Annotated in this window: 22 protein-coding genes and 2 pseudogenes; 8 read left to right on the top strand and 16 right to left on the bottom strand. The window is 62.7% G+C overall.

The annotated features are described in order from the left end of the window. Positions 1 to 149 precede the first annotated feature (149 nt). Positions 150 to 1,094 carry a GlxA family transcriptional regulator gene (locus RB216_RS11050; RefSeq protein WP_028619747.1) on the top strand — a complete coding sequence of 315 codons (945 nt, stop codon included), beginning with the start codon at positions 150 to 152 and terminating at the stop codon, positions 1,092 to 1,094. Here the strand turns inward: RB216_RS11050 and RB216_RS11045 are convergent. Further along, positions 1,072 to 1,578 (bottom strand): GNAT family N-acetyltransferase, encoded by a 507-nt coding sequence (locus RB216_RS11045; protein ID WP_028619746.1) that lies wholly within the window; start codon positions 1,576 to 1,578, stop codon positions 1,072 to 1,074. The genes RB216_RS11050 and RB216_RS11045 overlap by 23 nt on opposite strands. Before the next feature lie 179 nt (positions 1,579 to 1,757). Between RB216_RS11045 and RB216_RS11040 the strand changes: the two genes are divergently transcribed. Next, positions 1,758 to 2,627 (top strand): undecaprenyl-diphosphate phosphatase, encoded by an 870-nt coding sequence (locus RB216_RS11040; protein WP_028619745.1) that lies wholly within the window; start codon positions 1,758 to 1,760, stop codon positions 2,625 to 2,627. Here RB216_RS11040 and RB216_RS11035 read toward each other — a convergent pair. From RB216_RS11035 to RB216_RS11010, 6 genes and pseudogenes are all read right to left on the bottom strand, one after another. Continuing rightward, positions 2,620 to 2,709 (bottom strand): annotated as a pseudogene (locus RB216_RS11035) (outer membrane lipoprotein carrier protein LolA); the annotation flags it as partial. The gene RB216_RS11040 and the pseudogene RB216_RS11035 overlap by 8 nt on opposite strands. Before the next feature lie 8 nt (positions 2,710 to 2,717). Then, positions 2,718 to 3,674: a Dyp-type peroxidase gene (locus RB216_RS11030; RefSeq protein ID WP_028619744.1), complete on the bottom strand. Its 957-nt coding sequence runs from the start codon at positions 3,672 to 3,674 to the stop codon at positions 2,718 to 2,720. A gap of 50 nt (positions 3,675 to 3,724) precedes the next feature. Beyond that, positions 3,725 to 4,543 (bottom strand): sugar phosphate isomerase/epimerase family protein, encoded by an 819-nt coding sequence (locus RB216_RS11025; protein WP_028619743.1) that lies wholly within the window; start codon positions 4,541 to 4,543, stop codon positions 3,725 to 3,727. Between the two features lies 1 nt (position 4,544). Next, complete coding sequence (locus tag RB216_RS11020) at positions 4,545 to 5,744, bottom strand: NAD(P)/FAD-dependent oxidoreductase (protein WP_308908693.1); 1,200 nt, start codon at positions 5,742 to 5,744, stop codon at positions 4,545 to 4,547. 2 nt (positions 5,745 to 5,746) lie between these two features. After that, the gene (locus RB216_RS11015) at positions 5,747 to 6,067 is read right to left on the bottom strand and encodes a MocE family 2Fe-2S type ferredoxin (protein WP_028619741.1); all 321 of its coding nucleotides are present in this window, start codon (positions 6,065 to 6,067) and stop codon (positions 5,747 to 5,749) included. Positions 6,068 to 6,095: 28 nt separating this feature from the next. Further along, positions 6,096 to 7,190 (bottom strand): fatty acid desaturase family protein, encoded by a 1,095-nt coding sequence (locus tag RB216_RS11010; RefSeq protein WP_308908692.1) that lies wholly within the window; start codon positions 7,188 to 7,190, stop codon positions 6,096 to 6,098. Positions 7,191 to 7,353: 163 nt separating this feature from the next. Between RB216_RS11010 and RB216_RS11005 the strand changes: the two genes are divergently transcribed. Continuing rightward, entirely contained in the window at positions 7,354 to 8,403 is a 1,050-nt protein-coding gene (locus RB216_RS11005; protein ID WP_308908691.1) for a LacI family DNA-binding transcriptional regulator, read from the top strand. 37 nt (positions 8,404 to 8,440) lie between these two features. On the opposite strand, the gene RB216_RS11000 is transcribed toward RB216_RS11005, so the two are convergent. After that, positions 8,441 to 10,405, bottom strand: a complete 1,965-nt coding sequence (locus RB216_RS11000; RefSeq protein ID WP_308908690.1) for a sigma-54 interaction domain-containing protein — start codon at positions 10,403 to 10,405, stop codon at positions 8,441 to 8,443. Between the two features lie 184 nt (positions 10,406 to 10,589). Between RB216_RS11000 and RB216_RS10995 the strand changes: the two genes are divergently transcribed. The 3 genes from RB216_RS10995 to RB216_RS10985 are packed head-to-tail and all read left to right on the top strand — an operon-like array spanning position 10,590 to position 13,316. Next, entirely contained in the window at positions 10,590 to 11,594 is a 1,005-nt protein-coding gene (locus RB216_RS10995) for a Gfo/Idh/MocA family oxidoreductase (RefSeq protein ID WP_068933904.1), read from the top strand. After that, positions 11,591 to 12,370 carry a TIM barrel protein gene (locus RB216_RS10990; RefSeq protein ID WP_068933906.1) on the top strand — a complete coding sequence of 260 codons (780 nt, stop codon included), beginning with the start codon at positions 11,591 to 11,593 and terminating at the stop codon, positions 12,368 to 12,370. Before RB216_RS10995 ends, RB216_RS10990 begins: the two co-directional genes overlap by 4 nt. Positions 12,371 to 12,389: 19 nt before the next feature. Further along, on the top strand, positions 12,390 to 13,316 hold the full coding sequence (locus RB216_RS10985; protein WP_236318331.1) for a sugar ABC transporter substrate-binding protein: 927 nt from the start codon (positions 12,390 to 12,392) through the stop codon (positions 13,314 to 13,316). A gap of 131 nt (positions 13,317 to 13,447) precedes the next feature. On the opposite strand, the gene yghU is transcribed toward RB216_RS10985, so the two are convergent. The 3 genes and pseudogenes from yghU to RB216_RS10970 form a co-directional block, all read right to left on the bottom strand. Continuing rightward, positions 13,448 to 14,281 carry a glutathione-dependent disulfide-bond oxidoreductase gene (yghU, locus tag RB216_RS10980; protein ID WP_236318329.1) on the bottom strand — a complete coding sequence of 278 codons (834 nt, stop codon included), beginning with the start codon at positions 14,279 to 14,281 and terminating at the stop codon, positions 13,448 to 13,450. A 44-nt stretch (positions 14,282 to 14,325) separates the two neighbouring features. After that, positions 14,326 to 14,708 (bottom strand): annotated as a pseudogene (locus RB216_RS10975) (agmatine deiminase family protein); the annotation flags it as partial. A gap of 50 nt (positions 14,709 to 14,758) precedes the next feature. Next, positions 14,759 to 15,985: an MFS transporter gene (locus RB216_RS10970; RefSeq protein WP_308908689.1), complete on the bottom strand. Its 1,227-nt coding sequence runs from the start codon at positions 15,983 to 15,985 to the stop codon at positions 14,759 to 14,761. Between the two features lie 65 nt (positions 15,986 to 16,050). Between RB216_RS10970 and RB216_RS10965 the strand changes: the two genes are divergently transcribed. Continuing rightward, a complete protein-coding gene (locus RB216_RS10965; protein ID WP_236318357.1) occupies positions 16,051 to 17,049 on the top strand; it encodes an AraC family transcriptional regulator in 999 nt (332 codons plus the stop codon). 37 nt (positions 17,050 to 17,086) lie between these two features. On the opposite strand, the gene RB216_RS10960 is transcribed toward RB216_RS10965, so the two are convergent. From RB216_RS10960 to RB216_RS10950, 3 genes are all read right to left on the bottom strand, one after another. After that, positions 17,087 to 17,716 (bottom strand): class I SAM-dependent DNA methyltransferase, encoded by a 630-nt coding sequence (locus RB216_RS10960; RefSeq protein WP_308908688.1) that lies wholly within the window; start codon positions 17,714 to 17,716, stop codon positions 17,087 to 17,089. Between the two features lie 68 nt (positions 17,717 to 17,784). Then, positions 17,785 to 18,606, bottom strand: a complete 822-nt coding sequence (locus tag RB216_RS10955; protein ID WP_158628959.1) for a pyrroline-5-carboxylate reductase family protein — start codon at positions 18,604 to 18,606, stop codon at positions 17,785 to 17,787. 35 nt (positions 18,607 to 18,641) lie between these two features. After that, positions 18,642 to 19,580: a DMT family transporter gene (locus RB216_RS10950; protein WP_122724504.1), complete on the bottom strand. Its 939-nt coding sequence runs from the start codon at positions 19,578 to 19,580 to the stop codon at positions 18,642 to 18,644. A gap of 95 nt (positions 19,581 to 19,675) precedes the next feature. Here RB216_RS10950 and RB216_RS10945 point away from each other — a divergent pair, with 95 nt between their 5' ends. After that, the gene (locus RB216_RS10945; protein ID WP_028619727.1) at positions 19,676 to 20,644 is read left to right on the top strand and encodes a LysR family transcriptional regulator; all 969 of its coding nucleotides are present in this window, start codon (positions 19,676 to 19,678) and stop codon (positions 20,642 to 20,644) included. Here RB216_RS10945 and RB216_RS10940 read toward each other — a convergent pair. Together RB216_RS10940 and RB216_RS10935 are read right to left on the bottom strand one after the other, a co-directional pair. Continuing rightward, positions 20,629 to 21,423 (bottom strand): SDR family oxidoreductase, encoded by a 795-nt coding sequence (locus tag RB216_RS10940; protein WP_071489123.1) that lies wholly within the window; start codon positions 21,421 to 21,423, stop codon positions 20,629 to 20,631. The two genes, RB216_RS10945 and RB216_RS10940, sit on opposite strands and share 16 nt — an antisense overlap. Positions 21,424 to 21,439: 16 nt before the next feature. Continuing rightward, positions 21,440 to 22,339: a LysR substrate-binding domain-containing protein gene (locus RB216_RS10935; RefSeq protein ID WP_308908687.1), complete on the bottom strand. Its 900-nt coding sequence runs from the start codon at positions 22,337 to 22,339 to the stop codon at positions 21,440 to 21,442. Positions 22,340 to 22,355: the final 16 nt, after the last annotated feature.

Genomic DNA, 22,355 nt, shown 5'->3' with positions numbered 1-22,355 from the left:
CAGTCGTCTAGTTCGTTGAGGGAATGTTAGGAGCCTGGTCAGGCTCGCACAATGTCAGATCCGCAAGGATTTCGGACATCCGCCAAAGTCGGTTGCCGTTTTCCCGGCAGCCGCCGACAATCCCTGCTCCCCCCACCCGGAGACATGCGATGCACAGCGTTGCGCTGATGGTTTACCCGAACTTCCAGTCCCTGAGCCTCAGCCTGGGCTCGGTGTTCGAGTGCGCGAACCTGCTGCGCGGCGAACCGGCCTATGAGTTTCACCTAGTGTCTGAGAGCGGCGGCGCGGTGATGACGTCCCAGGGCTTTTCGGTGAACACCATGCCGATCCGGCCGGAGGGCTACGACACGCTGATCGTCAGCGGCTACCTAGAGTTCCGCCTGCCGGAGGCCAACCTGCTGGAACTGGTCAAGGCCGCCTCCGCCCAGTCGCGACGCGTCGCCTCGTTGTGCATGGGCATCTTCGTGCTGGCCGAAGCGGGCTTGCTGGCAGGTAAGCGCACCACCACCCACTGGATTCACGCGCCAGCCTTTCGCAAGCGCTATCCGGACATTCATTTGGAAGAAGACAAGCTGTTCGTGGTGGACGGCCAGGTGTGGACCGGTGCCGGCATGAGTGCCGGGGTGGACCTGGCTTTGGCGATGGTGGAAAACGACCTGGGCAGTGATCTGGCCCGGCGCATTGCGCGCAAACTGGTGATCGCCCAACGCCGGGGCAGTGAACAGTCGCAGTTGTCGGCGCTGCTGGAGCTGGACCCCAAGTCGGACCGCGTGCAACTGGCCCTGGCCTATGCCCGTGAGAACCTGACCCACGACTTGTCGGTAGACGCCCTGGCCGATGTCGCCCGCCTCAGCCCGCGCCAGTTCAGTCGGGTGTTCCGGGAAGAGACCGGACAAACACCGGCCAAGGCCATCGAGTCGCTGCGGGTAGAAGCGGCACGGGCGATGATGGAAACCAGTCGCCACCCGGTCGAGGTGGTCGCCCGCGAAACCGGGTTTGGTGATCGCGAACGTATGCGCCAGGCATTTTTAAGGGCGTTCGGGCAGCCGCCGCAGGTGATGCAGCAGGCGTTTAATGCAGTGCCGCCCGCGTAATCAGGTAACTCACCAACTGCGGCTCATCCTCCAGCTCAATCGTTTGCACCGGACGCGGCAGGTTATCCAGCACCGTGCGCCAGAACGCTTGGGACACTTCGTCCTGATCATAGAAGCGCACCAGCCAATCGGCCTCGCCGCTGCACAGCACCTGGCTGGCGATGGCGCGGCCAATGCCTTTGCGGCGGTAACGCTTGAGGACGAACAAGTCGGCCAACTCCAGGGCGTCAATGCCCGGCAGCTCGCTGCCTTCGATCAACAGGAAGCCAGCGATATAGCCGTCCACCAACAGCAGGTTGGCGCTCCATTGCGGGTCCTGCCAGTAGCGGACCAGGTGTTCGTCATGGATGTAGAAACGCCCATCGGCCTCGACATCTTCCTGTTCCCAGTCAGAGGATTCATAGGCGTAGTACTGGTAAAGATTGCGGATCAGCTCGGCGTGCTCCGGGCCGGTCTGGATCAATTCGACGGTGACTTCGGGCATGAGACTCTCGGTGAAAAAACACAGGGCGCCATTGTTCACAAAACCGGTGGGCAGGCCAAGAGAGCGGCCAACCTTTCTACTTGCTGAACCGATTGCAAATAGGTGTTGCCTCTACCAAAACCTTGAAACATTTCGAATAAACTCCGCGAAATTGCCGCTCTCTTTCGAGGACACGTATTTTGACAAACGCCTGTACCGCCGGCCTGGACGTGGGTTTTGCCTCCCTGGACTACCTGCAAATCTTCATCCTGGGCGTGATCCAGGGCATTACCGAGCTGCTGCCGGTGTCGTCCACCGCCCATATGCGCGTAGTACCCGCCCTGCTCGGCTGGCAGGACCCCGGTTCAGCATTCTCCGCGGCGATGCAGTTGGCGGCGCTGGCGGCAGTGGTCAGTTACTTCTGGCGAGATGTGCGCCAGGTGACCACCGGCAGCATCGACGCCGTGCGCAGGGGTGACTACAACGATCGCTGGTTCAAGCTGGCGGTGGCGATTGTGCTGGCGACCATCCCCATCGGCATCGCCGGCCTGGCGCTGTCTTCGACCCTGAACGCGTGCAACTCGCCGTTGCGCGGGTTGATGGTGATCGGTATTTCCTGCGTGGTCATGGCCGTGCTGCTGGCGGTGGCCGAAGTGCGCGCACGCCACACCCGCGAGGTGAGCGAAATGCGCCTGCGGGATGCGTTGATCGTGGGCGTTGCGCAGATTGGTGCGCTGATTCCAGGGGTTTCGCGTTCCGGTTCTACGTTGACCGCCGCACTGTTCCTCAACTTCAAGCGTGAGGAAGCCGCACGATTCTCCTTCCTGCTCGGCTTGCCCGCCATCGCCCTCGCCGGCTTGAAGGAACTGTGGGTGCTGCTGCACGCCGACATGCCCGCCCATGCCTGGCCGCATTTGCTGTTCGGCCTGGTGGTCGCGAGCATCTCGGCGTTTTTTGCGATCTGGGGCCTGATGAAGTTCCTGGAGCGGTTCTCCACCTGGCCGTTCGTGATCTATCGCGCGTTGCTGGGGATCTTCCTGATCGTAGCCGTCAGCACCGGCTTACTGTAGGAGCGAGCTTGCTCGCGAAGAATGCAAAGGCGCCGTAGCAAACCCGCAAGCCCGCGTTATCATTGACGACCTTCGCGAGCAAGCTCGCTCCTACAGTTTGCGCTCGGCCAGTTCTTCCAACAGATCGGCCGAAGGCACGAAAAACAGGCCGCCGGTGACCGCCGTGCTGAAATCCAGCAGGCGGTCATAGTTGCCGACCGGACGGCCGACGAACATGTTTTCCAGCATCAACTCCAGAGGCTCCGGCGAACGTGCATAGCCGATAAAATAGGTGCCGAACTCACCGGCGCCAGGGCGGCCGAAAGGCATGTTGTCGCGCAGGATCTTTACTTCATCGCCGTTCTTGTCGGTGATGACTGTCAGCGCACTGTGGGAATTGCTTGGTTTGGTCTCTTCGTCCAATTCAATATCCGACAGCTTGGTCCGCCCGATCACCTTCTCCTGGGCCTCCACCGTCAGGCTGTTCCAGGCTGTCATGTTGTGCAGGTACTTCTGCACCAGCACGTAGCTGCCGCCGCGAAATTCGCTGTCCTCATCACCGACAATGGTGAACCCTTCGGCCTTGCGCCCCACCGGGTTCTCGGTGCCGTCGACAAAGCCGATGATGCTGCGCATGTCGAAATAGCGGAAACCCTGGACCTCATCCACCACCTTGACGCTGTCGCCCAGGGCCGCCATCACGTGGGTGGCCAGTTCAAAGCACAAGTCCATCTGTTCGGCGCGGATATGCAGCAGGATATCCCCCGGTGTCGACACGGCTTTGCGCCCTTCCACGCCGAATTCACGGAACGGATGCAGCGCTGCCGGGCGCGGTGCGCCGAACAGCCGGTCCCACGCGTCCGAGCCAAACCCGCAGACGCAGGTCAGATTGCCCGCCGGCACGCGCTTGCCCACCGAACGCACCAAGCCGGCGATGTCCGCGCACCAGCCACGCACCGTGTCTTCACTGCCGGGGGCAACGGTGGCAACCATGAAAATCGCGCTGCTGGTGATGGGATGGCAGACGGACTGCGGCTCAAGGGGCGGCTGAACGGAGGATGGTGTCATGGTGATAGTCCAGGCTAAGGGGCGAAATTCAACCCGCGCAGATTAGCAGATCATGCCTGGCAGCTCTCCCACACGTCGCGAATCAGCGCCTGCATCTTCAGCGCTTCGGCCCAGCGATCGCTGATTTCGCGGCCGTCCGCACCGGTAATCGCATAGGGCGGCGGACCCAGTTCGCAGGTAAAGGACAGGCTCTGTGACATGTCGGGCCGGGCCAGCCAGTCTTCGATCCCGTAGCGCCACCACTGGGTAAAACGCTGTACCCAGGCTTGGTGTTGGGGGAAGTCCAGGGAGACCTGTACCTGTTCGCTGCTGGCGACACGGCCGTGGAACCCCCAGCTGTGGCGCAAAATCGTGCGGATATGGTCGTCGTCTTCAGGCGCGCCGGGCTCGGGCAGTTCACGCCCGACCACGTAGTGGGACAGATCGGCCAGCAGCTTCAAATCCGGCATTTGCGCCAGCAGGTCGAGGGTGAACAACAGGTCGTTGGTGAGGCGATAACGGTGGGTTTCCAGCAACACCGGAAAGTCCACCTGCTCGGCCAGGCGTTGCCAGCCTTCGATCAACCGGGCGGCCTCGGATTGAGTGCGCGGGCGTACGTCGGCTTGCAGGGTGAGGTGGTGGCAGCCATAGCGGCTGATCACATCCAGCGCCGCGGCCAGGTCATCCACCGATTGCGGGAACAATTGGCCCTCGATCTGCAAGCCTCTTGAGCTAGCCGCCGCGTGCAAACGCGCGACGTCAGCAGGCTGCCAGTAATGATCGGTAATGCCGTCAAAACCGGCGGCCTGGATACGGTCGAGTTGGGCGTCAAGAGCGCCAGGTTCGGTTTGCATCGCCCACAGGGATTGGAACACCAGGAATTGGCGCATATCAGCCTCGCAGCAGGGGTTTGAGGGACAGCTCGGGGTTGGCCAGGCTGGCGGGATCAAGAGGGATCCGGGCGCTGATCAGGCGCTCGCAAAGCTTGATGTCCTTGGCCACGCTGTTGCCCGGCGCCCAACCACAGGCGCCTTGTAAACGATGATCGGCATCGAGGTAAAACAGCAGCAGGCCGCCGCTCGGTAATGGGCGGTTGACCACTGTCGGTGTGATTACGCCCACGGTCTGCAAACCCCAGTCGAACTGATCGGACCAGAAACCGGGCAGCGCCTCGAACGGCACTTCGCGCCCCAGCAGATTCAGCGCCGCATGCCGGCCCTGGGCTTCGGCATTGCGCCAGGTTTCCTGGCGCTGATAGAGACCGTCGAGGCGAAACTCACACACATCACCAGCGGCATAGATGTTCGGCGCGCTGGTACGCAGGCACGCATCAACATGAATGCCCTGGCCCACCTCCAGCCCTGCTGCCGCCGCCAGTTCGATGTTGGGTTGCATGCCGATGCCGACCACGACGAGGTCGCAGGGCAAGCGTTGCCCGTCTACCAACAGCACGGCATCGGCCTGGATTGACTCCAGCGCCACATTCAAACGCACCTCCACACCGTGCTCGCGGTGCAGATCCAGCAGCGCCTGGGAGATTACCGGCGGCAGCACACGCCCCGCCAGGCGCGGCCCGGCTTCCAACACCGTCACTTCACAGCCCAGGCCACGGGCCGTCGCCGCCACTTCCAGGCCGATAAAACCACCACCCACCACCACCAATCGCGTGCCGGGGCGTAAAGCACTGCGCAAGGCCAGCGCTTCATCATGGGTTCGTAGGTAAAGCACATTGGCCTGTTCCTGGGGCAATCGCCGCGCCCGGCCGCCGGTGGCCAATAGCAGACCAGCGTAAGGCAGCCACTGGCCGTCGGCGAGTTGCAGCCGATCTGGCTGCCGCTCCAGTCGAGTCACCGGGTTACCCGCGATGTGCTCGATGCCCAGCTCGGCCAGTCGCGCGCTGTCGCACAAGCTGTATCCGGCCAGATCCGCCGTGCCTTGCAACAGGCCTTTGGACAACGGCGGGCGCTCATAGGGCAAGTGCACTTCATCACCAATCAGGATCAGGCGGCCGGTATAACCTTCTTCGCGCAGGGTCAGCGCCGCCCGGCCACCGGCATGACCGGCCCCGACGATAATCAACGGAGCGTTCATCATCAGGCCGTGACAGCGAGCAACACCCGCCCCGCTTCGACCCGCACCGGGTAGGTCTTGAGGTTGACGCACACCGGCGCGCCGAGGGCCTTGCCCGTACGATAATCAAAACGCCCGTTGTGCTTGGGGCACTCGATCACGTGGTCCATCACCAGGCCGTCGGCCAAGTGGATTTTCTCGTGGGTGCACAGGCCGGCGGTGGCGAAGAATTCATTCTCGGCCGAGCGGTACAGCGCGTAGGTGTGCGGGCCGTGGTCGAAGCGCAGCACGTCTTCTTCGTCTATTTCGCCCACGGCGCAGACGTCGATCCATTGATCGTTCATGGTGTTTTCTCTTGTTCTAGGGGGGAGTTCAGCCAGCAGCCGTTTCTGCATGCACCGGGGCATGGGCGGCCGGTTCGGCTTTAGTGTGGATCGGGCGCTGGATGAAGTAGGTCGGATCGCGGCGCTGCTTCCAGATCGTCGGCAGGATTTCCTTGTACGCCTCGAACAGGTTGGCGTACGGCGGCGGGCAGTCGCTGCGGATCTCTTCGTGCAGTTGCGCCAGGGCGTGGTACGGCACCATCGGGTACATGTGGTGTTCGAGGTGGTAGTTCATGTCCATGTAGATAAAGCGCAGCACGCGGTTCATGTAGATGGTGCGGCAGTTGCTGCGGTGGTCCAGCACGTCTTCCGCCAGGCCGACGTGCTGGGTAAGGCCGAAGATATAGCCGAGCCAGGCACCGTAGAGGCTCGGCAGACCAATCAGCATCAGCGGTAGCCAGCTGTGCAGGTACAACGCGGTGCCAATCACCACCGCATAAATACCGACCCAGATCCGTGCCGCGCGAAACACCTTGGGCCATTCGGATTCGGGGATGAAGTCGGCTTCTTGGGCGCTCATCTTGCCAATGACATGCCGCGCCACACCGCTGAAGGTTTTCCAGGCCAGGGGCAGGTTGAACAGGCTCAAGAACATCATCAAAAAGCTTGGCGGACGCGGCTCGACGATCTCCGGGTCGCGGCCGACCACGATGGTGTCGGTGTGGTGACGGGCATGGCTCCAGCGCCACACGTGGGGTTCGAAGATGCACATGAAGCTGGCGACCTGATACAGCCCGTCGTTCATCCAGCGGGTCTTGAACGCGGTGCCGTGGCCGGTTTCGTGCCAACGCGGATTGGATGCAGTGCCGTAGAGCACGCCATAGGCGAGGAAAAACGGCACACAGGCCCAGGTGCCCCAGAACCAGTAGCCACCAAAACCGGTGACCAACAGTGCGAGCACCCAGATGGCCGTGTCGAGCAAGGCCGGGCCGTCGCGGCGCTGCATCAGTTCTTTCATGCGTTTGCGCGAGATGGGCGACTGGTACCAACTGGCCGAGACCAGGCCCTTTTCAGCCGCGCGGGCGGCTTCGGGGCCGGTGAGGCTGTAATCGCGCCGGGCGGTGTGAGCGGTGTGTTCAGGCATTGTTATTGTTCTCCGCAAGCGGGTGGTTTCAGGTGCTGTGTGAAACCCACCTTAGAGAACCAATCTTTCACCCTCAATGCCTTGAATCCATTCCCTATCAAGCTATCATCCAGGCCCAGCGGGGCTTGATAGTTTTCTATCAAGACGCTCAAAGGGGCCTGTCATGAACAACAATAAACGCCCAACCATCGCCACCGTCGCCGCCCAGGCGGGGCTCAGCGTGGCCACCGTCGACCGCGTGTTGAACGCACGTGCGCCGGTCAATCCCGAGACCGCCGAGCAGGTGTTCCAGGCGGCCGAAGCCGTGGGGTATTTCGCGGCGCGGTTGATCGGCCAGCGCATTCGCGAACGCCGGCCGACCTATCGTTTCGGCATCCTGTTGCTGGCCACCGCCCAGGCGTTCTATGCCAGCCTGGCGCAAGCCATCAACGCCGCCGCCGAACAGCATGCCGGTGCCAACCTGACGTGCCAGTTCGAGTACATCGTCGATCGCACGCCCAGCGCCATTGTCGCGCAGATCGAACAACTGGCCGTGCAATGCGACGGCCTCGCGGTGGTCAGCTTTGCCCATCCGCTGATCAACGCCTGCCTCAAGCAGATCCGCGAAGCCGGTGTCCCCGTGATTGCCCTGCTCTCGGATATCCACGAACAGGCCGAAGAACCCTACGTCGGCCAGGACAACCATGTGGTCGGCCGCACCATGGGCTGGCTGCTCGCCCGCACCTGCGGCGCTCGCAAAGGCAGCGTGGGCATCCTGCTCGGCGGCCACCGTTTCCTCGGCCACCAGGCGCGGGTCGAAGGCCTGCACAGCTACCTGGCCGAGCACGCGCCGGGGCTCAAACCGTTGGAACCGCTGATCAACCTGGACAACTGCGACATCACCGAAGAAGCCACCCTCGACCTGATCAGCCGCCACAGCGACCTGCGCGGATTATGCGTGGTGGGCGGCGGCGGCGACGGCATCATCAGCGCCTTGGCGCAGCTGCCCAAGCGGCCGGCGTTGTGTTGCATCCTGCAGGAGTCGACCGCGCTGTCACGTCAGGCACTGGGCCAGGGGTTGATCGATGTGGTGATGGATTCGCAACCGGGGCAGACGGCGACGGCGTTGGTGCGGTTGATGGTGGAGTTGCAGAGTGCAGAGGGGTTCGATCCGGTGCGGCAGCGGGTGTATGTGCCACCGCAGATTGTGACGTCGGAAAATAGGGGCAGCTGACGCACAAATCAACCTGTAGGAGCCGGCTTGCCGGCGCCTACAGCGATTTGCGAAAATCTGCAGCACTCAAGCCGAACCGACTCATCTTGTTGTACAGCCCACCCCGCGACACGTTGAGCTGCCGCGCAGCCAGACGAATGTTACCGCCGGTGCTGTTGAGCGCGGCGACGATGGCGTGCATTTCGTGGCTGCTCAGGTCCTGGGCGGGCGGCGCTTCGTGGGCGCGCAGCGGGGTGCGTTGGCGGCTTTCCAGCGGCAGATCCACCGGTTCGATCAGTTCTCCCATCGCCAGGTTGGTCGCCCGTTCGATGCTGTTTTCCAGCTCGCGCACGTTGCCCGGCCAGCCGTAGGCCGACAGCAGCGCCATCGCCTCCGGCGAAAAGCCCTGCACCGATTTACGCAACGAGCGCGCGCAGCGGGCGAGAAAATGCTGCGCCAGCAGCGCAATGTCTTCACGGCGCATGCGCAGCGGTGGCACGGTCAGGTTCAGCACGTTGAGGCGGTAGTAGAGGTCTTCACGAAACGCGCCTTCCGCGACCGCCTGGCTGAGGTTGCGGTGGGTGGCGGCGATGATGCGCACGTTCACTTGCCGCGAGTTTTTCGCGCCCACGCGGGTGATTTCACCCTCCTGCAACACCCGCAGCAGGCTGACCTGGGCATCGAAGGACATGTCACCAATCTCATCGAGAAAGATGGTACCGCCATCCGCCAGTTCGAACTTGCCCGCCGAGCCGCCACGGCTGGCGCCGGTGAACGCGCCTTCGACGTGGCCGAACAGCTCGCTTTGCACCAGGTCTCGTGGAATCGCGCCGCAGTTGACCGCCACAAACGGGCCGTTGCAGCGCTCGCTGCCATTGTGGATGGCTTGGGCGAACAGCTCCTTGCCGGTGCCGCTTTCGCCAAGGATCAGGGTGGTGGAATCGCTGCGGCTGGCGATGCGTCCAAGGTGCAGCGCGTCCTGGATCGCTCGCGAGCTGCCCTGGATGGTGTCGAAGGTGTAGCTGGCCTGGGTGCCGATGATGCGTCGGGTGATTTCGCGAATGCGGCGGTTTTCGCGCAGTGACACGATCACACCGCCCTGCTCCAGCGGGCACACCGAGACCAGGCAGGCGAGTTGGCTGCGGTTGTGCAGGAGGAAGGTGCAGTCGAGGTCGCGTACGGGTGCGCCAAGGGCGTCACTCAGTTCGCTACGGCCCAGTTGCTGGAACGGCTGCCCGATCAGCTCCAGCCCGACGCCAAACAGCTGCCGGGCATAGCGGTTGAGCGCCTTGATGCAGCCGCGTTCGTCCAGCACCACCAGGCCTTCGTTGAGCACTTCGAGGACAGTCTGCTGTTCTTCCAACAGCCCTTGCAGGGCCATCTGCCGCGATACCGCGTCGGCTGCGGCCTGCACCGTGCCGAGGGTATGGAAGTGAAACCAGCCGGGCTCGGCGGTCAGCGTCAGCATGGCCACGGTCTGGCCCTGGGTATTCTTGATCGGCGCGGCGGCGCAATGCATACGGCGCTGACGCAGGCCGATGCCGAAGTTCTCCTCAGCCAGCACGTACACCAGGTGATCCTCGGCCAGCGCCAGGCCGGTGCAGTTGGTGCCTTGCACCGATTCCAGCAGGCGACTGCCCACCGGAGTGATGTCCAGCCCACAGAAATACAGGGTGGTACCGTCGGCATCGGTGAGGTTGATATGGCCGCGCGGGTTGTAGGCCAGCAAGCCATGCATGACCTGCGCAGCCGCCTCGATCAGCACGCGGTGGGTGGCCTGGGTGGCGGCCAGCGTGTCGGCGCCAACGAAGCGGTACGTATTGTCGGCCGGGTCGATACCGGCCTGGACGCTGCGCCGCCAAGAATCCCAGATCACTTGGCGCACGTGCGTCGGGCGGTCGACCTGGCCAGCCAGGCAGTCGCGCCAGGCCTGTTCCAGTGCGGCAACCGGGCCATCATTCAGCGCGGCAGGCCCCAGGGCCGTGAGGTAGTCGAGGTCTTGCACGCTGAACGCCATGCTCATTGGGCGGTATCCATGTTCATGTTTTTGACATGTCAGTATAGGCATGTCATCAAAATGAACACTTTTTGTTTATAGATAATTATTAATCGTTATTTATCAACACGTTAAAAAATGGCACAAGCCTTGCTCTCACCCCTTTGCCATCAGGAGCGTCCTGCGGCCAATAACAACAAGGGGTTATTTCATGAGTACACAGAACATCCGCCTGGGCTTGATCGGTGCCGGCCGCATGGGCAGCTTCCACGGCCTGACCGCCGCGCGGCATATCCCCGGTGCCAGCCTGGCAGCGATTGCCGACCCGACGCCAGGCCAGGCCGCCCGCCTCGCCGCTGAACTGGGCGTGAGCAAGGTCTACACCGACCCGCAGCAGTTGCTCGACGACCCGGACATCGACGGCGTGCTGATCGCCGCCCCCGCCCGCAGCCACGCAGAGCTGGTGATCAGCGCCGCCCGCGCCGGCAAGGGCATCTTCTGCGAAAAACCCATGGCCATCACCCTCGAGGAAGCCGACCGCGCTATCGCTGCTGCGGCCGATGCGCGAGTGCCGCTGCAAGTCGGGTTCAACCGGCGCTTCGCCAAGAGCTTTCGCACCGCGCACCTCGATGTCGCCGCCGGCCGCATCGGCACCCCGCAGTTGCTGCGCTCGCTGACCCGCGACCCGGCACTGAACAACCCGGCCAAGTCGCCGCAATGGGTGATCTTCCTGGAAACCCTGATCCACGACTTCGACACCCTGCGCTACCTCAACCCTGGCGCGGAGGCGGTGCAGGTCTACGTGATGGCCGACGCATTGATCGCGCCCGAATACAAAAGCAAAGGCTTCCTCGACACCGCCGTGGTCGCGATCCGCTTCGACAACGGCGCCATCGCCACCGCCGAGGCCAACTTCCAGGCTGTGTATGGCTACGACGTGCGCGGCGAAGTGTTCGGCAGCGCCGGCATGCTCAGCATGGGCAGCCTCAACGATTCCGACCTGGTGCGCTACCTGGCCCAGGGCATCCAGGCCGACACCCAGCGCCTGGACACCGACCTGTTGCGCGACGCCTATATCGCCGAGCTCAACCACTTCGTCGACTGCCTGCGCAGCGGCGCCAAGCCCCTGGCCAGCGGCGAAGACGCGCGTGCGGCATTGGCGATTGCCCGCGCCTGCATCGAGTCATTCGAAACCGGCAAGGCGGTGGCCGTATGAGCCCCTTCAAGCTGGCTGTCAGCGCGGAGATGGTGTTTCTCGACCTGCCCTTTGTCGAGCGCGTACAGCGCATTCATGCGCTGGGCTTCAGTGCCGAAATCTGGAACTGGACAGACAAGGACATCGCCGCCCTGGTCGCTACCGGCGCCGACTTCACCTCCATGACCGGCTACATCAGCGGTACCCTCACCGACCCCGGCGGTATCCGCCAACTGCTCGACAGCGCCCGCGAATCCTTAGGGGTCGCCGAACGACTGAATTGCCCCAGCCTCAACCTGCACGGCACCGGCCTGGGTGACGGCGGCCTGCCCGTACAACCGGTGAGCCAGACCACCGGAGGCATGTGGCTGAGCGCATGCAAGACCCTGGAAAAAATCGCCCGCTTGGGGGAAGACGCCGGTCGTGTGTTCCTGCTGGAAAACCTCAACACGGCAGTTGACCACCCTGGCACCCCCTTCGCCCGCGCCGACGATACCCTGGCGCTGATCGAGGCCGTGGGCAGCCCGTACCTGAAGATGAATTTGGACCTGTACCACGCGCAAATCGGCGAAGGAAATTTGATCGAACTGATCCAGCGCGCCGGCAGCGCCATCGGTGAAATCCAAGTGGCCGATGTACCAGGTCGCAAGGAGCCTGGCACCGGTGAAATCCACTACCCGGCCATTGCCAAAGCCTTGCACGCCATAGGCTACAGCGGCGTGGTCGGCCTGGAAGGCTGGGCCAGCGGCGACAGCGAGCTGGCCCTGGCGCGTTTCCGCCAGGCGTTCACCCTATAACAATAAAAGGATCACCCTTATGAATCGCTATTCGTTGTTTGCTGCCACCTTGTTGCTGCTGTTCAGCCAATGGACCTTCGCGGCTTATCGCATCGGCGTGAGCATTGCCCGGGTCGACGACAACTTCATGACCTACGTGCGCACCGGCCTGGAAGCGGCCGCCAAGCAGCAGGATGTGCAGATCCAGTTCGAAGACGCCCAGGGCGACGTGGTGCGCCAGCTTAATCAGGTCGAAGGCTTCCTCAACCAGAAGGTCGACGCGGTGATCGTACTGCCGGTGGACACCGCCGCCACCGCCAACATGACCCGTGCTGCCGTGGCGGCCAAGACGCCGCTGGTGTACGTCAACCGTCACCCGGACGAACGCACTCTGCCCAAGGGCGTGGTCACCGTGGCCTCCAACGACATCGAGGCCGGGCAGTTGCAGATGCGCTACCTGGCGGAAAAACTCGGCGGCAAGGGCAGTGTGGCGATCATCATGGGCGACCTTGCGCAGAACGCCACCCATGACCGCACCGAGGGCGCCAAACAGGTGCTCAAGGAGTTTCCCGGTATCAAGGTGGTCGAGCAGCAAAGCGCCGAATGGCAACGCAGCAAGGGCATGGACCTGACCAGCAACTGGCTGCTGGCAGGCACGCAGTTCGATGCCATCGTGGCCAACAACGATGAAATGGCGATTGGCGCGGCCATGGCTTTGCAGCAGGCGGGAAAAACCAAGGGTGAAGTGGCGATTGTGGGTATCGATGGCTTGCCCGATGGGCTGGCAGCGATCAAGCGGGGGTTGCTGACGGCGTCCGTGTTCCAGGACCCGAAGGCCCAGGCTACCCAGGCCGTGCAGGCGGCGGTGCGAATGATCAAGGGCGAGGCGATTGAGTCGGAAGTGTGGGTGCCGTTTGAACTGATCAAGCCGGAGCAGGTGGCAGTGTTTGAGCAGCGCTACAAGTAGAGTGAAATACACAAATCCAAATGTGGGAGCGGGCTTGCTCGCGATTGCGGTGGATCAGCCAATGAATCTGTTGACTGACACTCCGCATTCGCGAGCAAGCCCGCTCCCACCTTTCTTACCGCGTCAGGCCTTTAGTCCAGGTCGCTGGCGTCATGCCGCTCGGCCAATTGCTCATGGGGCTCACCGGACACCCGATTCACCCGCCGGCCGCGCTGCACCGCCGGCCGCGCTTCGATCGCGTCTGCCCAGCGCAATACGTGCTTGTACTCATGCACCGACAGGAACTCCGCCGCGCCATACAAGCGACCTTTGACCAGCCCGCCATACCACGGCCAGATGGCGATATCGGCGATGGTGTATTCATCTCCCGCGATGTATTCGCTCACTGCCAGGCGCTGGTCTAGTACGTCCAGCTGACGCTTGGTTTCCATGGCGAAGCGGTTGATCGCGTACTCCATCTTGCTCGGCGCATAGGCATAAAAATGCCCGAACCCACCGCCCAGATACGGCGCGCTGCCCATCTGCCAGAACAGCCACGACAGGCATTCGGCACGGGCCGCAGGCTCGGTGGGGAAGAACGCACCGAACTTCTCGGCCAGGTACTGCAGGATCGCCCCCGACTCGAATACGCGAATCGGTATGGCGCCGCTGCGATCCAACAGCGCCGGAATCTTGGAGTTCGGATTCACCCCCACAAAGCCGCTGCCGAACTGGTCGCCGTCGCCGATCTTGATCAGCCAGGCGTCATATTCCGCACCGCTGTGACCCAGCGCCAGCAACTCCTCCAGCAGGATCGTGACTTTCTGGCCATTAGGCGTGGCCAGGGAATACAGCTGCAGCGGGTGCTTGCCTACCGGCAGTTCCTTGTCATGGGTCGCACCGGCAATCGGGCGGTTGATGCTGGCGAAGGTGCCGCCATTTTCGGCGTCCCAGGTCCACACTTTCGGGGGTACGTAATCGGTCATGCTGACGGCTCCAGAGGCGTTTGCGATCGGCGAAGCGCTCCAGACTAAACCAAAGGTTGATGACTCGTCACACAGTGAATGCCACCACCTTGCGGTCCGGGTAGAGCCGGGCCAGCAGGTCCAGTGCCTTGCAGTCCGCTACCGGGTCGCCAAACTCCGGGGCGATCACCGCACCGTTTATCACGAAGTAATTGATGTAGCCCGCCGCAAAATCCGGATTGCCCTTGCTGAGTTCGGCCTCGACCTCGGCCTTGCTCCAGTCCGGGTGACGGTTGCGATTGATCTAGCTGCTTTCGGTCATGATACCGGTGCCCAGGCCGTCAACCTCAATCCCGCCGCCCTCGCCCACCCGTTCACTGCGAATAGGCCGGGCGCCGGTTTCCTCGGCGATCTGGGCCGCCAGCAGCGCATCCTCGTCGTGCTGCTTGTTGGGGATTGGTTTGGTCAGCCAGTTGCTGCCCCACCTGGACACCTAGCTCACAGGTGCAGCGCCACGCCCATGCCTGCCTCGGTGCGTGGCACCTGTACCCGCAGCGCAATCAACAAGGCAGCCAACAGCATCAGTACACCCGCGCCCAGAAACACCCCGCTGATGCCACTGAGACTGAACATCGCGCCTCCTCCGGCCGCGCCCGCTGCAATGGCGGACTGCACCGAAGCCACGACCATGCCACCGGCACTCTCAGCCTGGTCCGGCACGGCGCGGGCCACCCAGTTCGACCACGCCACGGGCGCCCCGCCAAAGGCCATGCCCCACAGCGCCAGCAGCAACGCCTGGCCTGGGAGAGAGACTGGCAGCAACACCAGGGCCAGCGCCGCGACGCCCACTAATACCGGCATCAGTACCAAGGTGCCACGTGGATAACGCACCAGCATCCAACCGGCCAGCAGCGTGCCGACGAAGTTGGCTGCGCCGAACCCCAGCAGCATCAACGCCAACCCTTCTGTCCCCACCCCCGTGGTGCTTTCCAGGAAGGGTCGGATGTAGGTGAACAGCGCAAAGTGCCCGGTGTGAACCAGCACGCAGCCAAACATGCCGATGGCGATGCCTGGACGCAGCAGCACATCCAGTACCGTGCGCAAGCGTGCAGTCCCCGAGGGCGCCAGGCGGGGCAGCGTGAACAGTTGGAACGCCAGCGTCACTGCACCGACGGCGGCGGCGGCAACGAACGCACTGCGCCAGCCATACAGACCACCGAGGTAGCTGCCCAGCGGCACAGCAACCACCGTGCCCACCGCAATACCACTGAAGATGATCGACAGCGCGCGGGGCAGCAGCGCCGCTGGCACCAGGCGCATCGCCACGGCGGCGGCCATGCTCCAGAAACCGCCCAGGGCAATGCCCAGGAGGATACGCATCAGCAGTAATACCGCCAGGCTTGAAGAGAACGCCACCAACAGGTTTGACGCAATCATCAGCAGGGAGAAACCCAGTAGCACCACGCGTCGGTCGATCCCACGCGTGAGGCCGGGCACCAGCAGCCCGGCAAACAACGCCACCACTGCCGTCACCGTCACGGCTTGGCCGGCCAGCGCCTCGGACACTCCCAGGTCCATCGCCATTGGCGTCAACAAGCTTGCCGGCAGGTATTCCGCCGTCAACAAGCCGAATACCCCCATGGCCAGGGAAAACACCGCCATCCAGGCGGGCGCATCGGGCTCAACTTGGGCAGAGTGAGCGGCTTGGGCTACACAATCATTCATCACACGACATCCTCGGGAAATTAGCGCGACGGCCAGTCTAGGTTCGCCAATCCGGATGATCTATGATGCAGACCCTTGAGTTTTTGACCAAAACCCCGAACATGACAACAGTCGCCCCTTTCAATCAGTCCTCCGGCCTTATCGACGAGCTGCTGCGCGGCATGCGCCTGAGCGGGGTGCAGTACCGACGCATCCAGGCCGGACCGAGCTTCGGCATGGGCTTTGAGGCCAAACCCGGACACGCCTACTTCCACTTCCTGGCCGCAGGGACGGCCACCCTGCGAACCGACGACGGCGGCCTGTTTGAGTTGTCGGCGGGCAATGCGGTGTTCATCTCCCACGGCGGCGCCCATGCGCTGTCCTCCGATGCGGACAGGCCTGTGCAGGACATCGATGGCTTTGGCGCGACCGCGTTGGGCGATACCGTCTGCGCCGTGGATGCGTCCCCCGATACGCCCCCCTGCACCTTGCTGTTCAGCGCCTGCATGGCGTTCGAACTCGGCAGTCTCCAGGGGCTCGGCAGCCTGATGCCGGCCTTGATGCTGATCGATGCCCAGGGCCAGCGGTACCCCGGCCTGATGCCGATCCTGGCGGTGATGGAGCGTGAAGTGTCTGCTGCCCGCATCGGCTACTCCGGCATCCTCGCGCGCCTGGCCGATGTGGTCGCCGCCATGATCGTGCGGGGCTGGGTGGAATGTGCCTGCGGTAATGCATCAGGATTGGTGGCGGCGCTGCGCGACACGCGACTGGCCGGTGCCCTGCTCGTCCTGCATCAGGACCCGGGTCGCGATTGGAGCGTGGCCGAATTGGCGGCGCATTGTCATGCTTCCCGTTCGGTGTTCGCCGAGCGCTTCCAGGCCACCCTGGGCATCCCGCCCCTGCGCTACGTGACGGAGTTGCGCATGCGCCTGGCCAGCCAGTGGCTGACCCTGGAGCGATTGCCTATCGAAGAAGTGGCGCTGCGCCTGGGCTATACCTCCCAGGCAGCGTTCAGCCGTGCGTTCAAGCGTATTACCGGCCATCCGCCGGGGGCCAGCCGCCAGCGCAGCCGGAGCCCGGCATGAACGAGCGCCTCGAAGATATCCTGGCCGACGCCGGCGTTCAGGTGGTTTTTTCGAGGACCCAATAATCGGCGGTGTCGACGTTGATATAGTTACCGCGCTCGATACGCATGACCACACGCACCTTGCCGTCCTCGGCCAAACGCTCGACGTACTCGACAAAAGGTTCATGGTCCAGGTAACTCTGGCGCGTACTGACAACCAGGTAGCCAGAACTGCGCGCGACACGCAGCAGTTCGTCCAGTGCGGTGACGGCCACATGTCCGTCGATGAACACGCCGCAACAGACCACCAGGTCATAGCGATCATCCGCGATGGCAGGGTTGCGCACGTTCAAGTCGACATCAGCCGTAAGCTGACTGTATGCGTTGGTCTTGCGTGCCTGCTCGACCATGCCGGCGGACAGGTCGACGCCATCGATCTCGCCGTAGCCGATCCCGGCCAGTTGCTCTCCCACCAACCCGGTACCACACCCGGCATCGAGAATCCGCGCACTGTGTGGCCGGCCCGATTTGACCAACGCGTGGGCCACCACATCCAGCAATTTTGCACAAACCCAGTGACCGACATATTTTTCACCAAAAGCGGTGTCTACGTAGCCTTCCGCCCACTCATCGTAGAAGGCCCGCAGCACCTCCTTTTCACCATTGAGCCGGTGGGATGCGGTCACCAATGCACTTTCCTCTGCCGTGTGTTTCATTGTCGATCCTCGATTGATGTCACGTGGGGAAATAAGCCTCAGCCCGCCAGCCGTTGGCTGCGCGCAATACCGGCGCGGAAACAGTCGGACAACGTCAAGCCTTCGCCTACGGCGTCCAGCAATGCTTCCGTCACGCCACCTGGCGTGGTAGCGCTGTGCAGGTAGTCGCGCCGGGCACGGTCATCCAGCCCCCGGGGCCTTACGGCGTTGGCCCACGCAATCACCTTGCCCCAGGGCGGCAGGTTGCACGCTGTGGCGCCCCTGGCAATGGCTTCCTGGGACACGTTGACGGCCAGGCTCTCGCAGTAGGTCAAAACAATCGGCAGGCAGGGGCCATAGACGGTAAAGGCGTCGAATTCAGCTTCCGATGGCAGGTTGATCAGTTCGATTCCCAGCCGGCGCAGCAACCCATCAACCAGGGCCGAATCGGCGCCATAACGCGCGCCGATGGCACAGGCGCCGGCAATCGTATCCGGTGCGCTGACCATGACACGGACGATCTGGGGAGGCGGCTGGAACAGGGACTTGATGCGCTCAACCGGCAAACCAGCGATAAACGAGACCAGCACAGTGCCGCTCTTGAGCTGCAGCCCGCTCAACGCCCGGTAGTCCTGAGGCCTTACGGTCAGCAGGATCAACTGCGACTCATCGACGACTCGCCGGTTGTCGGCATATCGGTCTTCCAGCCCGGCCTTCTTGAGCCTGCCCCGCGCAGCGCTGGAATGCCGATTGCTGAGCAACAGGTTGGCCCTGGGTAAGCCGGCGGCAATCAGCCCTTGGGCCAGGGCGACCCCCAAGTGGCCCGAGCCGACGATGCCGATGCGGGTGGACAACACTGTCTTGCAGTCATTCATATCCATAGCGGCTTGACCCTTGACCGTTGGAAACAGCGGCATCACGCCTCGGATGCCAGGCGCGAAGTCGCTCCTGCGCGGCGCACGCTCAGGACCTCCAGCACGCTCACACCCAGGATGCCAATCAGGACCAGCAGGGCTCCGCACACGAACCACAGGTCCAACGCATCGTTGAGGACCACCACCCCCAGTGCCACGCCTGCCACCGGCGTCAACAGCTGCAGCACGGACAGGCGGGACGCAAGGTATTTGGTCAGCAGCCAATACCAGCCCAGGAAGGTCCCCAGGACCAGAACCAGGGTCTGGAAGGTCAGGTTCGCGACCACCGCACCGTCGATTTCAAAGGTGGAGTGGCCCATGAAAAAGGTCAGCGGAAAGATCAACAGCGTCGCGATACTCACCTGGTAAAACAGGGTTTTCTCCGGTCGCGCACTGGCGAGCGTCGACGTACGCACTGCAATGGTGGTGGCCCCCCAGGCGGCTCCGGACAGCAGCCCGAGCCCATCCCCCAGCAGCGTGTTGCCTTGGGCACCGTCGCCCCGCCCCATGAAGGTAATGACGATGCCAAGGAACGCCAGCACCACAAAACACCATTGGCTGCCACTGAGACGTTCCTCCTCGCGCAGGAAATGCAAGCCGAAACTCGCAAACAAGGGGCCGGTGTACAGAAACACGGTGATATGGCTGGCACTGCTGTAGCGCAAGCCTTCAGCGATGAAGATCGATTCCAGGGCTACCAGGATTCCGACCACGATACCCGCGCCGACGGTGTTATCGCTGAACAGCCCGGCACCCTGGCGATACCACAGGTAACCCCCCAGGATCAGCGCGGAAATGGCATATCGAATTGTCAATTGCATCAGCGGATCGAGCTGCGGCGCGGCCAGTTTGATCAATACCTGCTGCCCTCCCCATAACAGGCACAGGACCATCATCGTGGACACGGAAAAGACATCGAGGGATTTGCGTGTGTCGAGCATCGTCATAGACCTTGAGCCACGGCATTGAAAAACATAGGTTCAAGGCTATGCGCATCACCTCTGGCAAGTAATCGATTTTTTGCTAAGGTGCTTGCATGAAACTCAACCTGGAAAAACCTCACCGCCTCCCTTCCCTCAGCGCCTTGCGTGCGTTCGAAGCCGCCTCACGCTGCCGCACGCTCACCGAAGCCGCCCAGGAGTTGTGCGTGACCGTGGGCGCAGTGAGCCGGCAGATCCGCCAATTGGAGGATGACCTGGGGCTGAGCCTCTTTCATCGCACCGCTAACGGCGTAACCCTCAATGAGTCGGGGCAGCGCCTGGCCCGTGACGTGTCCAAGGCCTTCTCGCTGCTGCTCAAGGCCACTCAGGACATGCGCCCGCAGACCGGTGCCAGCATCGTGTTGACTTGCACGGTATCCATCACCAGTCACTGGTTGAGCAAGCGGTTGCCGGCCATCACCGCGTATGCTGGCGGTAACCTTGCATTGACGATCGACCCGAGTTCCGAAGTGCGCAACCTCGACCATGGCGATGCCGATCTGGCGATTCGCTACTGCCCGCGCGAACTTGTGTTGAGCCATTCGGCGTTGCTGCTGCAGGACCGCTACTTCCCCGTTTGCAGCCCTGCCTACCTGAACAGCCTTGGGCCTGTCGACGAACCGCTGGACCTGGTGGGTGCGCGGCTGGTCCAGTCACCCTGGTACCACGACGATCGCTTGGGCAATGCCACTTGGGACGACTGGTTCACGGCGATTGCCAAGTGCGATACGCAGACGACGGCAGCGCTTTCCTTCAGCGGTGTGGGCTATGCCATGCATGAAGTGGCGCAGAACGGCGGGGTAATGATCGGCAGTTCTGCGCTGCTGCAAGACGAATTGGCCGACGGGCGCCTGGTAGCCGTGTTCGGCGACCGCCATCAACTCACCTCCCCCTACGAATACAGGCTGGTCTGGACGCAATCGGCACACCAGTCGCATGATCAGCAGTACCTGATCAATGGCCTGCTGCGCGCCGCCGGACAACCTTCGGCCTTTGCGCCGGGTAGGGTCTACGCCCCGGGATAGGCCCCACCGTCCATATTGATGACCGCCCCCGACAAATAGGACGCTCTTGGACTGGCCAGGAACAACGCCAGATCGGCCACTTCCCCCGCGCGGGCAAACCTGCCCATCGGGATCGATGCCTGCTGTCGCGCCAGGGTCTGCTCAAGGCTTTCGCCGCTGCGTTGAGCCATGCGTTCCAGGGTCGCCTGGGTACGGGGCGTCAGGGTAAACCCAGGGTTGATCACGTTGATACGGATGCCTTGGCAGCCATAAGCTTGCGCCAACCCCTGTGACGTGAGGATCAACGCTGCATTGGCTGCACCGCCGGCGACATGCTCGGGCATTGCCACCCGGCCACCGATGCCGACGATATTGACCACCGCCCGCAGCGACGGCTGCGCCTGGCCAAGAAAATGGGCAAGCACCGCATGCTGGGTGTTGATGTAAGGGCAGAACTTGGCGCTGAACGCCTCCAGGTAATGGGCCGGAGTAAGTTGACTCACCGGGTGTCTCGCAGCGGCACCGGCACTGTTGACCAGCACGTTGATGGCGCCATGGCGCGCGCTGATTGCGTCAATGACCGCTTGAGCCTGATCGGCGTCTGACAGGTCGCCGGCAAAAGGATGCACGTGCAGGCCCGCTTCCTCGCACACGCGTTGCGCCTGCTCAAGCCGCTGATGTGACCTCGAAACAATTGCCACCCGCGCGCCTTCGGCGGCGAAAGCCTGGGCGCAGGCCAGGCCAATGCCTGAGCTACCGCCCGCGACCACTACCAGGCGTTGTTGCAAAAACAGATCCATTCGGGCGGGGCCTCCTTCAGGCGTTTTTTCTCAGTTGGTCAAGATAACGCTCCACTTCCCCGGACAGCCAATGGGAGAATTCGCGCTGCTTGTCTTCCGAACTTTCCCTGGGTGGCCACACCAGCCAATACGGATAGGCATAGGGCGCACTCACATCGCACAACTGGACCAGCTCTCCGCGCTCGATAGCGTCATGCACCAGACTGCGCCGCTCCAGCGTGATGCCCTGCCCCAGGCGAACCGCCTCCAAGACCAGATTGGAGTCGTTGCTGCACAACCCCTTGCGTTCGTTGCCCATTTCAACGCCCGCGGCCTCGCACCAGGGCAACCATGATTCAGTGTTGTAGATGATCTCGCTGTCGATGACCTCTTGCGGTGTTAGCGGCAGGCGCCCGCTATTGAAGTGGGGGGCGGCGACGACGACGACTTCATCGTGGAACAACAGCTTCTGCTCGACCCCTTCCCAATCCCCCTTGCCCATACGGATACCGATATCCACCGATTCCTGATGCAAGTTGGAGATGGTCAAGCTGGCTTGCAGACGAATGCTGATATGAGGGTAAAGCTGCTGAAAACGTGGTAGGCGCGGTAACAGCCAGGACCGGCCAAACGACGGCAATACCGCCACCACCAACTCCCCCATCTTGGGCTGTGCCTGGATCAATCGCGTGGCTTCGGCGATATCGCCCAAGGCTTTTCGGATCTGCAACGCGTACAGCCGCCCATCCTCGCTGACACGCAAGCCCCGCCCTTCACGCACGAACAGGGTCAAGCCGACAATCTCTTCCAGCACCTTGATCTGCTGGCTGATGGCTGAATGGGTAACGTGCAATTCCTTGGCTGCCAGGGTGACGCTCCCCAACCTGGAAGTGGCTTCAAAACTGCGCAGGCAAGTCAACGGGGGGAATGCACTCATGTAAGCTAAACTAACC

Origin of the sequence: Pseudomonas canadensis (genome assembly GCF_030980095.1) — a bacterium.
GTDB lineage: Bacteria > Pseudomonadota > Gammaproteobacteria > Pseudomonadales > Pseudomonadaceae > Aquipseudomonas > Aquipseudomonas canadensis.
The sequence above is the reverse complement of the archived record's forward strand: the minus strand, read 5'-3'. Positions and strand labels throughout refer to the sequence as shown.

Excerpts from the sequence above, each read along its gene's own strand:
- RB216_RS11050 (WP_028619747.1), top strand. The coding sequence starts at position 150 with ATGCACAGCGTTGCGCTGATGGTTTACCCGAACTTCCAGTCCCTGAGC.
- RB216_RS11045 (WP_028619746.1), bottom strand. The coding sequence starts at position 1,578 with ATGCCCGAAGTCACCGTCGAATTGATCCAGACCGGCCCGGAGCACGCC.
- RB216_RS11030 (WP_028619744.1), bottom strand. The coding sequence starts at position 3,674 with ATGACACCATCCTCCGTTCAGCCGCCCCTTGAGCCGCAGTCCGTCTGC.
- RB216_RS11025 (WP_028619743.1), bottom strand. The coding sequence starts at position 4,543 with ATGCGCCAATTCCTGGTGTTCCAATCCCTGTGGGCGATGCAAACCGAA.
- RB216_RS11020 (WP_308908693.1), bottom strand. The coding sequence starts at position 5,744 with ATGAACGCTCCGTTGATTATCGTCGGGGCCGGTCATGCCGGTGGCCGG.
- RB216_RS11015 (WP_028619741.1), bottom strand. The coding sequence starts at position 6,067 with ATGAACGATCAATGGATCGACGTCTGCGCCGTGGGCGAAATAGACGAA.
- RB216_RS11010 (WP_308908692.1), bottom strand. The coding sequence starts at position 7,190 with ATGCCTGAACACACCGCTCACACCGCCCGGCGCGATTACAGCCTCACC.
- RB216_RS11005 (WP_308908691.1), top strand. The coding sequence starts at position 7,354 with ATGAACAACAATAAACGCCCAACCATCGCCACCGTCGCCGCCCAGGCG.
- RB216_RS11000 (WP_308908690.1), bottom strand. The coding sequence starts at position 10,405 with ATGAGCATGGCGTTCAGCGTGCAAGACCTCGACTACCTCACGGCCCTG.
- RB216_RS10995 (WP_068933904.1), top strand. The coding sequence starts at position 10,590 with ATGAGTACACAGAACATCCGCCTGGGCTTGATCGGTGCCGGCCGCATG.
- RB216_RS10990 (WP_068933906.1), top strand. The coding sequence starts at position 11,591 with ATGAGCCCCTTCAAGCTGGCTGTCAGCGCGGAGATGGTGTTTCTCGAC.
- RB216_RS10985 (WP_236318331.1), top strand. The coding sequence starts at position 12,390 with ATGAATCGCTATTCGTTGTTTGCTGCCACCTTGTTGCTGCTGTTCAGC.
- yghU (WP_236318329.1), bottom strand. The coding sequence starts at position 14,281 with ATGACCGATTACGTACCCCCGAAAGTGTGGACCTGGGACGCCGAAAAT.
- RB216_RS10970 (WP_308908689.1), bottom strand. The coding sequence starts at position 15,985 with ATGAATGATTGTGTAGCCCAAGCCGCTCACTCTGCCCAAGTTGAGCCC.
- RB216_RS10965 (WP_236318357.1), top strand. The coding sequence starts at position 16,051 with ATGCAGACCCTTGAGTTTTTGACCAAAACCCCGAACATGACAACAGTC.
- RB216_RS10955 (WP_158628959.1), bottom strand. The coding sequence starts at position 18,606 with ATGGATATGAATGACTGCAAGACAGTGTTGTCCACCCGCATCGGCATC.
- RB216_RS10950 (WP_122724504.1), bottom strand. The coding sequence starts at position 19,580 with ATGCTCGACACACGCAAATCCCTCGATGTCTTTTCCGTGTCCACGATG.
- RB216_RS10945 (WP_028619727.1), top strand. The coding sequence starts at position 19,676 with ATGAAACTCAACCTGGAAAAACCTCACCGCCTCCCTTCCCTCAGCGCC.
- RB216_RS10940 (WP_071489123.1), bottom strand. The coding sequence starts at position 21,423 with ATGGATCTGTTTTTGCAACAACGCCTGGTAGTGGTCGCGGGCGGTAGC.
- RB216_RS10935 (WP_308908687.1), bottom strand. The coding sequence starts at position 22,339 with ATGAGTGCATTCCCCCCGTTGACTTGCCTGCGCAGTTTTGAAGCCACT.